General features: G+C 35.5%; 11 protein-coding genes. All 11 read right to left on the bottom strand.

Going from position 1 to position 12,176, the window contains the following annotated elements:
* Positions 1 to 4 precede the first annotated feature (4 nt).
* The 11 genes from ftsW to ACFQ02_RS02015 all read right to left on the bottom strand — a co-directional run bounded on the left by ftsW (position 5) and on the right by ACFQ02_RS02015 (position 12,163).
* Positions 5 to 1,177, bottom strand: coding sequence for a putative lipid II flippase FtsW (ftsW, locus tag ACFQ02_RS01965; RefSeq protein WP_380818602.1), 1,173 nt, complete (start codon positions 1,175 to 1,177; stop codon positions 5 to 7).
* A 16-nt stretch (positions 1,178 to 1,193) separates the two neighbouring features.
* Complete coding sequence (gene murD / locus ACFQ02_RS01970) at positions 1,194 to 2,504, bottom strand: UDP-N-acetylmuramoyl-L-alanine--D-glutamate ligase (protein ID WP_380818603.1); 1,311 nt, start codon at positions 2,502 to 2,504, stop codon at positions 1,194 to 1,196.
* Positions 2,505 to 2,516: 12 nt separating this feature from the next.
* Positions 2,517 to 3,599: a phospho-N-acetylmuramoyl-pentapeptide-transferase gene (gene mraY, locus ACFQ02_RS01975; RefSeq protein ID WP_380818605.1), complete on the bottom strand. Its 1,083-nt coding sequence runs from the start codon at positions 3,597 to 3,599 to the stop codon at positions 2,517 to 2,519.
* Positions 3,593 to 4,975 (bottom strand): UDP-N-acetylmuramoyl-tripeptide--D-alanyl-D-alanine ligase, encoded by a 1,383-nt coding sequence (gene murF / locus ACFQ02_RS01980; protein ID WP_380818608.1) that lies wholly within the window; start codon positions 4,973 to 4,975, stop codon positions 3,593 to 3,595. Before murF ends, mraY begins: the two co-directional genes overlap by 7 nt.
* A 4-nt stretch (positions 4,976 to 4,979) precedes the next feature.
* Positions 4,980 to 6,452, bottom strand: a complete 1,473-nt coding sequence (murE, locus tag ACFQ02_RS01985; RefSeq protein ID WP_380818610.1) for a UDP-N-acetylmuramoyl-L-alanyl-D-glutamate--2,6-diaminopimelate ligase — start codon at positions 6,450 to 6,452, stop codon at positions 4,980 to 4,982.
* 14 nt (positions 6,453 to 6,466) lie between these two features.
* Entirely contained in the window at positions 6,467 to 8,269 is a 1,803-nt protein-coding gene (gene ftsI / locus ACFQ02_RS01990; RefSeq protein ID WP_380818612.1) for a peptidoglycan glycosyltransferase FtsI, read from the bottom strand.
* Between the two features lie 15 nt (positions 8,270 to 8,284).
* Entirely contained in the window at positions 8,285 to 8,605 is a 321-nt protein-coding gene (ftsL, locus tag ACFQ02_RS01995; protein WP_380818614.1) for a cell division protein FtsL, read from the bottom strand.
* On the bottom strand, positions 8,605 to 9,573 hold the full coding sequence (gene rsmH / locus ACFQ02_RS02000) for a 16S rRNA (cytosine(1402)-N(4))-methyltransferase RsmH (RefSeq protein WP_380818616.1): 969 nt from the start codon (positions 9,571 to 9,573) through the stop codon (positions 8,605 to 8,607). The genes ftsL and rsmH overlap by 1 nt, the downstream gene beginning before the upstream one ends.
* Before the next feature lie 96 nt (positions 9,574 to 9,669).
* Complete coding sequence (gene mraZ, locus ACFQ02_RS02005; protein ID WP_380818618.1) at positions 9,670 to 10,128, bottom strand: division/cell wall cluster transcriptional repressor MraZ; 459 nt, start codon at positions 10,126 to 10,128, stop codon at positions 9,670 to 9,672.
* A 220-nt stretch (positions 10,129 to 10,348) separates the two neighbouring features.
* Positions 10,349 to 11,857 (bottom strand): carbon starvation CstA family protein, encoded by a 1,509-nt coding sequence (locus ACFQ02_RS02010; RefSeq protein WP_380818620.1) that lies wholly within the window; start codon positions 11,855 to 11,857, stop codon positions 10,349 to 10,351.
* Positions 11,858 to 11,992: 135 nt separating this feature from the next.
* Positions 11,993 to 12,163: a DUF5363 family protein gene (locus ACFQ02_RS02015; RefSeq protein ID WP_380818623.1), complete on the bottom strand. Its 171-nt coding sequence runs from the start codon at positions 12,161 to 12,163 to the stop codon at positions 11,993 to 11,995.
* Positions 12,164 to 12,176 lie beyond the last annotated feature (13 nt).

Consider the following 12,176-nt stretch of genomic DNA (forward strand, 5'->3'; position numbering starts at 1 on the left):
ATCCTTAATTATCTCGTAATCTAGCTTGCCCACCAACCATTAAACGATTTTCATGATCGATTCTTAATAAAATACTGATTGTAATCGACATGATGATTAAACTTGAACCTCCATAACTAATTAATGGAAACGTTAATCCTTTCGTAGGTAATAATCCTAATGCCATTCCTAGGTTCACAAATCCTTGAAAGAAGATCCAAATGCTAATGCCAAAAGCGAAAAACCCTTTAAATCTCTGTTCTAACTGTAAGGATTCTCGTCCAATTTTCATTGCCCTAAAAACTAATAATGCTAACAATATAACAATGAAAACAATACCAATAAAACCAAATTCTTCACCAATTACTGCCATTACAAAATCAGTATGAGCTTCAGGTAAGTTTCCTAATTTCTGAATAGAATTGCCCAGTCCTTCACCAAAAAATTCACCTCTACCAAATGCGATTAATGAATTAGACAGCTGGAAACCAGTACCGTAAGGATCTTTAAAAGGATCGATAAACCCTGTTACACGTTTTAAACGATACGCAGATGATACAGCCAACCAAACAATCAATAAAATGCCCAAAATTCCTAAGGCAATAAATTGCCCAAATTTTGCACCAGCAATAAATAATAGCCCAAAAGTAATAATAAAAAGTACCACTGTACTACCTAAATCTGGTTGCAAAATTAATAACCCACCAAAAATCCCCATTACAATCATTGGCTTAAATGCACTGAGTTTCTTGCTACGTACTTCATTATAACGCCGAGTAAAATAACTTGCTAAAAAACAAGTTAAAGCTAGCTTAGCAAATTCAGCTGGCTGAAAATTAAAAATCTGTAATGGAATCCAGCGTCTTGCCCCGTTAATTTCACGTCCAATACCAGGTAAAAGTACGAGTATCAATAAAATAAATGCAGCCCAAAAGAACCACCCATAGTATTTTTCCCACACAGATATTGGAACATTCAAGAAAAAATAACAAACAGCAATTGACATTAAAACATACACGCCATCACGTTTCGCAAAATAAAAAGGATCGTCAAATAACCGCACACCAACAGGAATAGATGCTGAAGATACTGCAATTAACCCGATCATCAATAAAATAATAAACAACCACAATAATGCTCTATCATAAAGCAAATTTGATGGCGTTAATTCTGTTATCCTTTTATAACTAGATTTCATTTTTTCTTTCAATTTTTCATTCTTTTAATTTTGCTAAACGAGTAAATTCATTACCACGGTGTTCAAAACATTTAAATTGATCAAGACTAGCACATGCTGGTGATAATAATACTACATCTCCTTCCTTTAAGTGCGGTCTAAAATGTTCAATTGCCTGTTCCATTGTATTAAAAAGCTTACTTTGAATAGACAATTTCGCTAATTCAGCACCGTCCCTACCAAAGCAATAACAATAAAAATTTGGTTTATTAATCAATGATGCTAATTCAGAAAAATCAGCTCCTTTTCCATCGCCACCTAACAATAAATATAAATTACTTTTTACTCTCAATCCCCTTAGTGCAGCTACTGTACTACCTACATTCGTAGCTTTAGAATCATTAATCCAGCGTACCCCATCAGCAAAATGTACTGTTTGAAAACGATGTGCTAGTCCACCAAATTGTCGAAGTGCGGTCTTAATTCCAGTTAAATTAATATTAGCAGCCTGAGCTAATGCAATTGCAGCGAGAGCATTTAAGTAATTATGACTTCCTGTAAGTTGCATTTCCTCACAAGCTAAGACTCGCTCTCCCTTTGCCATTAAATATATTTTATTATTAACAAGCTGAAGACAATAATCGGCATTTTTTTGTGCAAAACTAACTTGATTCTGCGAGCTTTGATGCTCTTCTTTAGTAAGTGGGTCGTCATCATTTACTACAGCTGTTTTTGCTTGATGATAAATTTTTAGTTTTTGCTGTTGATATTCTCTCAAGTCTTGATAACGATCCATATGATCTTCAGTAACATTTAGCACGGTTGCAGCGATTGCGTGCAAGCTGTAAGTAGTTTCTAATTGAAAACTTGATAGTTCTAGTACATAAATATCATAATTTTTTTCAAGTAAAGACAAAGCAGGAATACCTATATTCCCTCCCATACCTACTTCAAGGCCTGCATTTTTTGCCATTTCAGCGACTAATGTAGTTACTGTACTCTTTCCATTTGAACCCGTAATTGCAATAATTGGCTTATTAGTTTCACGGCAAAATAATTCAATATCACCAACCACTTCAATACCAGCCTCAAGTGCGGTATGAATTTCTCTTGTTTTGAGAGATACGCCTGGACTAATAACAATCAAGTCACTTTCCAGCAACCATTGTTGATTTAGCCCTCCAGTATGTAAAGGAATATCCGCTGCCAACTGATGTACACCTGATGGAGTGTCACGCGTGTCCATCACTAGCACTTTTGCTTGCTTAGACAGTAAAAAATCTACACAAGATAACCCTGTTTTGCCTAATCCTACTACACAAATAGATTTATTTTGATAATTGTTCATTTTTCACCACACTTATCGCAATTTCAAAGTAACTAAACTCAGTAATACTAGCATTAAAGAGATGATCCAAAACCGAATGATTACTCTTGGTTCTGGCCACCCTTTCAATTCAAAATGATGATGAATGGGTGCCATACGAAAAATCCGTTGTTTACGCAATTTATATGATCCTACTTGCAAAATCACGGACATTGCTTCCATTACAAATACACCACCCATAATGACTAACAGTAATTCTTGTCGAACTAAAACAGCTATAACACCTAATGCACCACCTAAAGCAAGAGAACCAACATCACCCATAAATACTTGAGCTGGATAAGTATTAAACCATAGAAAGCCTAGCCCAGCTCCCACTATCGCAGTACAAAATACAACTAATTCAGATGTATATTTAATGTGCGGAATATACAAATATTTTGCCCATTCTACATTACCTGTCGCCCAAGCAATCAGAGCAAAGCCTCCAGCGACAAAAACTATTGGCATAATCGCTAGACCATCTAAGCCATCCGTTAAATTTACCGCATTGCTCGTACCAACGATTACAAAATAAGCTAACACAATATAAAATACTCCCAGCTGTGGCATGACATCTTTAAAAAATGGCACGACTAGACGTGTAGCATCTGTATTTTTTCCTATTACATACATCCAAAATACTGCAACTAATGCTATCACTGACAACCAAAAATACTTCCAGCGAGGAATTAAACCATCTGTATTTTTATGCGTAATCTTACGATAATCATCTATAAACCCAACTGTGCCGTAGCCAAATAACACAAATAAGCTAATCCAAATATATAAATTAGATAAATTTGCCCATAACAACGTGCTTACCCCAATAGCAAATAAAATCATAATCCCACCCATAGTAGGAGTACCTTTCTTGCTTAAATGACTTTCAGGTCCATCATGACGGACTTCTTGCCCGAACTTCAGAATTTGCAGACGGCGGATTAAATGAGGCCCAATTAACAGAGATAATAAAAGAGCGGTTAATAATGCTAAAATTGCACGTACTGTAATATAAGATAGCACGTGAAAACCACTATAAAATTGCTGCAAATACTCAGCTAACCAAATTAACATATAAAATAATCCCTCAACGTATTGATAACATCTTCTGCCTGCATACTGCGAGAGGCTTTTGCTAATAATACTACTTGTCGTTTTTGTTCTAATTTTTCTTCAATTATATCAATGACAAAATCACTTAAAGTTTGCTTATTTTCAAAATGCTTACCGCCACAAATTTGTGAAATCACCGCACTTTGTGAACCAAAACTTACCACCAGATCTAGATTTGCTCTTTTCGCAGTTTCTCCTACTTGCACATGACAAGACTGACTATTTTCCCCCAATTCGCCCATATCACCAACAACAAAAATTCGAAATGCTTGGTATTTTTGCAAAACTGCAATTGCAGCTTGCATCGAATTTGGATTAGCGTTGTAAGTATCATCTAATAACAATAAATTCTCACAAGGCTGAATAGGAAATAATCGTCCTTTAACTTGAGATTTCTGTTCTAATCCTGCTTTCACTTGTATCAATGTTGCTCCTGCATTCATTGCTAAAGCGGTCGCTGCTAGAGCGTTGGCAACATTATGCTCACCTAAATAAGGAAGTTGAATTTGAATTTTCCCCTGTGGAGTACACAACAAAAAATCTGCTCTTTCTGGAGTAATTTTGATATTTTCAGCATAAAAATCTGCTTTTGAACTATGCAATGAGAAAGATTGGATTTGATGCAAACCTATTTCTTGTTGCCAAAATTTTAAATATTCACAGTCTAAATTAATCAACGCAATCCCATCATGCTTTAAGCTACGAAAAATCTCGCCTTTAGCTCTTGCGACCCCTTCAATTGAGCCAAATCCTTCTAAATGAGCAGAGGCAACATTATTAATCAATGCAACATCAGGTTCAGCTAAAGTTGTTGTATAAGCAATTTCTCCTTGATGATTAGCACCTAGCTCAACTACAGCATATTTGTGTTTAGGCGTTAGTCGCAATAAAGTTAATGGCACTCCAATATCATTGTTAAAATTACCCTTAGTAAATAAAACTTCATCTTTATCTTGTACCAAGTGCTGTAGAATTGCCGCAGTCATCTCTTTTACTGAAGTTTTTCCCGATGACCCAGTTATCACTAGTGTGCGTGGATTAATTCTTGCTTTTAACCATTTTGCAAGTTTTCCCAAAGCTAAACGAGTATCTGAAACAATTAATTGAGGGAAATTTGCTTCTGATGGTTGTTCTACTACTATTGCAACATTACCCTGTTCTATTGCATTTTTTAAATAATGATGAGCATCAAAATTTTCTCCTTTTAAAGCAAAAAATAATCCATTTTTTACAGGATTGCGACTATCTATACTAATTTCACTAACACTAATATTTCCATCACCAATTAATTTTGCTTCTAAAACATCAGCAATAGACTTAATTTCAATTTCTATCATTTTCTTACTTTTTAAATAAATTATTAACTACTTCTTGATCAGAAAAATACTGTTTTTCCGTACCAATAATTTGATAGTTCTCATGTCCTTTACCAGCAATCAAAATAACATCATTTTGATCCGCACTTTTAATCGCCTCTGTGATTGCCAATTTACGATCATGGATAATTGTCACCGCACTTAGATGTGTAAAACCTTGTTGAATATCTTGCATAATTTGAGCTGGATTTTCTGTACGAGGATTATCATCAGTAACGATTACAAAATCAGCTAGTTTTTCTGCAACTTCAGCCATTAAAGGACGCTTACCTCGATCTCGATCTCCGCCACAACCAAAAACGCAATATAACTTTCCATGACAATGAATACGAGAGGCTTGTAAAGCTTTTTCTAAAGCATCAGGTGTATGAGCGTAATCCACTATAACAGTGGGTTGATCTGCTACATTCAGCATTTCCATTCGTCCAGAAACACCTTTAAGCTGGCTTACGGTTTCGATTAATTCATGTAAATCATGCCCTAATGCAAGTAACGTTGCCATTGCCAATAACAAATTGGAGACATTAAATACACCTATTAATGGGCTATGTAATACACCATTTCCCCAACTAGATCGAAATACAATAATTGCACCTGTAGCATTAAAAGTCACTTTTTCTGCTTGCAACCAGCATCGATGTTGCCCCAATTGATAATCTGGATTGCAACTTACTGCTACTGCTTGAGGCAACTCCATTAACCATTGGTGTCCTATACTATCATCACCATTGATGATTTTTATATCACACTTTAATTCGGTGAATAATCGTTTTTTCGCCGCCGTGTAATTCTTCATTGTTTTATGGTAGTCCAAGTGATCACGAGTTAAATTAGTAAAAATTCCCACTGCAAACTGTAATGCTTCTACTCTTTGTTGTACTAAACCATGCGAAGATACTTCCATCGCAACAAAATCAGCCCCCTGTTTGACAAAATCGGCTAAATTTTGCTGAATTTCTACCGCACTTCCAGTTGTATTGGTACCTTCCTTAATTTCTCCAAATAAGCCGTTACCAATAGTTCCCATTACTGCACTTCTCTGACCGAGAAGCTGTGTCCATTGAGCAAGCAACTGAGAAACGGTAGTTTTGCCATTTGTTCCTGTAACGCCAACTAGTGTTAATTTATGTGATGGATTATCATAGAACTGACCTGCGATCTGTGATAAATGTTTAGCTAACTCATAATAGCCTATTAGTGGTACGCCATTATCCATTTTCACTATCAAATGTTGTTCAGCCGAATCTGTCTCAAAAAGCACCGCACTTGCTTCTTTTTGCAAAGCTTGCGTAATATAGTTTCGACCATCCGTCTGATGCCCTTTTATTGCAACGAAAAGACAGCCGACTGTCACAGAACGGCTGTCTAAGCTCATTGTTGTTAGTTTACCTATTGGGGGCAAGGAAGGCAAACCTAAAAGTGCAGCTAATTCCTGCATAATTTTACCTTTTATTATTTATTATCAGAGTTAATTTTTTGTTCGCTTAATCTCACTGTGCGTTTTACTGTACGTACTTGCTCCGTACTATCTTGCGGAACATTATTAGCTCGTAATGTGTATCCCATGATGCTAGAAAACACTGGGGCAGATATTGCACCGCCATAATATTTTCCTGCTTTTGGATCATTAATTAATACAATTAAGGCATAGCGTGGATTACTTATTGGAGCGATGCCTGCCGTATAAGCAATATATTTATCAACGTAACGCCCATTTTCTAATTTTTTCGCTGTTCCAGTTTTGACTCCAACACGATAACCTTCCACCATTGCACGTTTATTCTTTATCGCCACTTTTTCCATCATATTAACGACTTCTTTAGTAATTTTTTCAGAAAAAACTCGCTTCCCTAGCACTGGCGGATCAACTTTAGTAATAGATAAAGGACGATAAATCCCAAAACTTCCTAAAGCTGCATAAGCCCTAACGATTTGTAATGGAGTAGCATTAATACCGTAACCAAATGCAACATTAGCTCGCTCTATATCAGCCCAGCGTTTGCGATTTGCGTTTAAAACTCCAGATCGCTCACCAACTAAACCAAGCTCTGTTGGTCTACCTAAACCTGCGTTTAAATAAGTTTCCATCAACATATGAGGCTGCATACGCAATGCCAAGCGACTCACACCAAGGTTACTAGAATTTTCTAAAATTTGATCTAACGTCTGTTTATCACGAGGTGCAACATCTCTTACTTCATGCCCATTCAGTACTAAAGGACCAGTATTGATAACTTCATTTCTACCAACAACCCCCTGTTGAAGTGCGGTCAAAATCACAAAAGGTTTTACTGTTGAACCAGGCTCAAAGGTATCTGTAATAGCTCGATTTCTCAATAATTCTTCTTTGACCCCTATTCGTTTATTGGGATTATAAGAAGGTGCATTTGCCATTGCTAATACTTCACCTGTACGAATATCTACTAATACAGCTGTTCCTGATTCTGCTTTATTTTCAGTCACTGCTTTTTTTATTTCACGATACACCATTGATTGTAATTTTTCATCAATACTTAGAATTACATTCTGTGCATCATATTTTTTGATATCAGCAATATCTTCTACTACATTGCCATATTTATCTTTTCGATAAGTTCGTGAACCAGACTTTCCTATTAACAAAGAATTAAAACTTTTTTCAATTCCTTCGATACCTCGACCATCAGGATCCGTATAACCAATCAAATGAGCGGTTTCTTCTACTCTAGGATAAAAACGGCGAGCTTCTGTCTCTAATCTAATTCCTTTAATCTTTAATTGATTTATATAATCAGCAACTGTTTTTGACACTTGACGCGATAAGTACACAAATCGCGACGCTGGATCTTTTTCTACTCGTCTCAGTAAATTGTTGTAAGGTATTTTTAGTGCTTTTGCTAATGCCTTCCAACGTTCTTTATCCTGCAATGCATTTTCATCAAAAATAAATTTTGCATCAGCAATCACAGAATACATTGGGACACTCACTGATAATAGCTGTCCATTGCGATCTAAAATTGATCCTCGTACAGATAAAATTTTCTGCTTTCTCAAAGAGCGTTTATCAGCTTCATAATTAAGAGAATCTGAATTAATCACTTGAACATAAGTAGCACGGGCAATCAATGCCGTTAATCCTAAAATAACAGCAACTACTGCAAAACGAAATCGACCTTTGAGAAAACTTGTCTCATAAATAACTTTTGGCTTGTTGGGTTTAATCGCATTTTTTGATTGATTTCTTTTCACTTTGCTTTTTTTATTATTTATCATCATATTAGACACCTCAGATTACTCTAAGATTAATACTTCTTGTTCTGGAGCTATTTTTTTCATTTGTAACTTACCTGTTGCAATCGCTTCTATTCGAGTATTATCACTTTGAGTGATTTCTTCTAGTTGTAGGTTTCGAAACTCATTTTCTAATGCTTGATATTGCAACACCAAATCATTTTTTTCGCTCACTAATACTCGTGTACTGTTAGTCAACCAAATTGTACCAAGTGCAGTAACCACTACTGCTATCAGTAATAAAATCGGCAATTTATTCGCTACAAATAAATCTTCTAGGATAATGTTACGCAATGGATAACGTTCTGAACCTTCTAACATTACACCACCCTCTCAGCAATTCTTAGTACCGCACTTCTAGAACGAGGATTCGCCATAATTTCCTCATCTGTCGGCATAATTGCTTTACCTATCACTTTTAAAGTTTGATTACGTTGAATTTGATCTTCTCGTAAAGGTAAACCTTTAGGTATCATTTCACCTTTACTTTGTTTACGCATAAACTGTTTGACTATTCGATCTTCAAGAGAATGAAAACTAATAATAGATAATCTTCCTTGAGGAGCTAAAACTTGTAACGCACTTTGTAAAACTTGCTCTAACTCACTTAATTCATTATTAATAAAAATTCTAATTGCTTGAAAACTACGAGTAGCAGGGTGTTTATGTTTATCTTTAAACGGTATTGATCTAGAGATAAGTTCTGCTAATTGCAAAGTTCGAGTTAAAGGCTCCGTACCATTTTGTAATGCATTTCTATTATAATTAACAATAGCTTGTGCAATACGCTTAGCAAAACGCTCCTCACCAAAAGTTTTCAAAACCCAAGCAAGATCTTGTTCTGAAACTTGTTGAAGCCACTCAGCTACTGATAGTCCTTTAGTATTATCCATTCGCATATCTAATGGACCATCTTTCATAAAACTAAATCCTCGATTTGCATCATCAAGTTGTGGGGAAGAAACACCAAGATCTAATAAAATACCATCAATTTTCCCCACTAAATCTAATTTCTTACAAATTTCAGGAATTTGAGAAAAACTATTATGCTCAATTTGAAAACGAGGATCTTGAATTTGTGTCGCGACTTGTACCGCACTAGGATCTCGGTCAATGGCAATTAAACGAGAATTTTGTGGTAAACGAGATAAAATCAAACGAGAATGTCCTCCCCGTCCAAAAGTACCGTCAATATAGACCGCTCTTTCTTTTAGTGCTAACCCATCAACCGCTTCGTGCAATAATACGGTAAAATGGTCGGAGGAAGAAAAATTATTCTGCTTACTCATTTTTATTTATCATCAAAGTAAAATTGGAAGATAAGACGGCATATACGGAAATATGCCGTTTATCTTTACTAGTGCCGCTATCATTTGTGATAAAAATTATACTGATAGCATTTTTAAAACTTCAGATAATGCCAACTGTCCACTAGAACCTAACGCTATGTCTTTTTCAATTTGAGCCTGCCATTGTACATCGCTCCAAATCTCAAATTTATTTAACTGACCAACTAGCATAACGCTTTTTTCTAAATTGGCATGCTGACGTAATAGACTACCAATTAAAATTCGACCTGTAGCATCTAATTCACATTCTGTCGCATAACCTAGCATGACGCGTTGTACACTACGTTGAGTAGGATCGAAGTTGGATAATTTATACAATCTTTGCTCAACAAGCTCCCACTCTTGTAAGGGATATAACAATAGGCAAGGTTGGCGAATATCAACTGTACAAACCATTGCTCCTTGACTATGTTCAATAATCTCAGCACGATAACGGGTCGGGATAGCAATTCTTCCCTTTGAATCTAAATTCACCGCTGACGCACCACGAAACATAACTTTCCCCAATTTGATAATTTTGCGAGTTTCATTCATTAACTAGATAAAATATCCATTTTTTACCATAAAACACCACTTATTACCACTTTTCCTAAGTTTAGCCCTTGTTCACTCAAGTTGCAAGAAATTAATAACAATCTATTTAATTTTCTACGAAAAAAGAAAAAGCCGTCTGAATAATCAAATCAAACGGCCTTTCAAATATAAATTAAAAAAACTAACTTTCGTTTCCTTCATCCGTCGTTAAAGGTTTTAATAAAGTTAAGAACGCTAATGCAACAACAGCCGCTACAATAATGCCGCCCCATACAGATAATTGGTAATCTAAACCTAACCCAATGCCTGCATTCAAAATGAAAGTTGAACAAACTGCTGTCATAAAAATAGCAGGGATCGTTGCCAACCAGTGAAATTTTCTATTGCGATATAAAAATGCAGCCCCAACCCATAAAGTAACTGTTGCTGTAGTTTGATTTGCCCAACCGAAATAACGCCATAAAATGGAAAAATCAATGGTTGATACAAAATAACCAATAGCAAATAGAGGAATAGCAATCGTTAAACGTTTTACTAAATTACGCTGTTCATATTTAAAAAAATCCGCAATTAATAAGCGAGCAGCTCGGAATGCTGTATCTCCTGATGTTATAGGTAAAATGACTACACCTAACACGGCTAAAATACCACCGAAAAATCCTAACATGCCAACTGCTGAGTCATAAACAACTTTAGCGGGAGTTCCAGCTTTAATTGCTTCTACTAAAGTTGCTTGATCATCATAGAAACTTAAGCCAACCATACACCAAATTAAAGCGATTACGCCTTCACCTATCATTGCTCCATAAAAAATAAAACGTCCTTCTTTCTCATTTTGAGTACAGCGAGCCATCAGCGGAGACTGCGTTGCATGGAAACCTGAAACAGCTCCACAAGCAATCGTAATAAATAGAATTGGCCAAATCGGTAAATTAGATGGATGCATATTTTTAAAGAAATCAAATACACTAATGTCTGTACCTACGGTTCTAAAAAACGGGATCCCTTCAAAAATTAAACCAAATAACATACCGCACGTCATAAATAGCAGTAATGCGCCAAAAAGAGGATAAATACGCCCAATAATTTTATCAATTGGAACAAGTGTTGCGATAATATAATAAACAAAAATAATTGCTGTCCAAAGAGCTAAAATGCTCCCTTTACTAGCACCTGCTTCATCATTTACTGCGGCAACACCTACTGACCCAGAATTCATCAAATCTGTAGTAATATTTGTCAATAAAGAAGCTGGACTCGCTACAAACACGACACCCACAAGTAACAATAATAGAATTGCTAACACATTCATAAAATGTTTTGCGGGGTTACCTAAATATTTTCCTGCTAAATAAGGAATATTCGCTCCACCATTACGAATACTTAACATTCCTGTTAAATAATCATGTACTGCCCCTGCAAATACACAACCAAACACAATCCATAACATTGCGACAGGTCCATACAATGCACCTAAAATAGGACCAAAAATTGGACCAGTCCCGGCAATATTTAACAGTTGAATTAACCAAATTTTCTTTTTAGACATTGGCACGTAATCTACACCATCTTGCATTGATAATGCAGGTGTCTTACGTGTTGGATTAATCACAAAAATCTTCTCTATGAGTTTACTATAGAAAAAATACCCCATAAGAAGTAAAAGGACACACAAAAAAAACCACAACATAATAATCCTCTACAATTTAAGACCAAAAAAATACGTTTACTCTCTATTGAGCAAACGTATTCTATTGATTTGTTATAATTAAGTAAATAAAAGCAATTGTAGGTTAATAGAAATATTCTCAAAACGAGAGATACATCACATTTTATTGTTAGTTTTTTTATCGTCTATATCACATTCATCATCAAATCTTACTAAAGGCACACAGCTTCGACAAGCTCCATTATCTACGCCCAGTTGCTCACAAAGTTCATTATATTTTGCTATGATTTTACGAAACCAATTTTTTGAAGGGTTATTTTCTGTCATAATGTCACCTTGA

Source organism: Seminibacterium arietis (assembly GCF_042675725.1).
Lineage (GTDB): Bacteria > Pseudomonadota > Gammaproteobacteria > Enterobacterales > Pasteurellaceae > Seminibacterium > Seminibacterium arietis.

What these genes read in the sequence shown, in the direction of transcription:
- mraZ (WP_380818618.1), bottom strand. Translation starts at nt 10,128, where the DNA reads ATGTTTCGTGGTGCGTCAGCGGTGAATTTAGATTCAAAGGGAAGAATT.
- mraY (WP_380818605.1), bottom strand. Translation starts at nt 3,599, where the DNA reads ATGTTAATTTGGTTAGCTGAGTATTTGCAGCAATTTTATAGTGGTTTT.
- murF (WP_380818608.1), bottom strand. Translation starts at nt 4,975, where the DNA reads ATGATAGAAATTGAAATTAAGTCTATTGCTGATGTTTTAGAAGCAAAA.
- ftsL (WP_380818614.1), bottom strand. Translation starts at nt 8,605, where the DNA reads ATGTTAGAAGGTTCAGAACGTTATCCATTGCGTAACATTATCCTAGAA.
- murD (WP_380818603.1), bottom strand. Translation starts at nt 2,504, where the DNA reads ATGAACAATTATCAAAATAAATCTATTTGTGTAGTAGGATTAGGCAAA.
- ACFQ02_RS02015 (WP_380818623.1), bottom strand. Translation starts at nt 12,163, where the DNA reads ATGACAGAAAATAACCCTTCAAAAAATTGGTTTCGTAAAATCATAGCA.
- murE (WP_380818610.1), bottom strand. Translation starts at nt 6,452, where the DNA reads ATGCAGGAATTAGCTGCACTTTTAGGTTTGCCTTCCTTGCCCCCAATA.
- ACFQ02_RS02010 (WP_380818620.1), bottom strand. Translation starts at nt 11,857, where the DNA reads ATGTTGTGGTTTTTTTTGTGTGTCCTTTTACTTCTTATGGGGTATTTT.
- rsmH (WP_380818616.1), bottom strand. Translation starts at nt 9,573, where the DNA reads ATGAGTAAGCAGAATAATTTTTCTTCCTCCGACCATTTTACCGTATTA.
- ftsW (WP_380818602.1), bottom strand. Translation starts at nt 1,177, where the DNA reads ATGAAATCTAGTTATAAAAGGATAACAGAATTAACGCCATCAAATTTG.
- ftsI (WP_380818612.1), bottom strand. Translation starts at nt 8,269, where the DNA reads ATGATGATAAATAATAAAAAAAGCAAAGTGAAAAGAAATCAATCAAAA.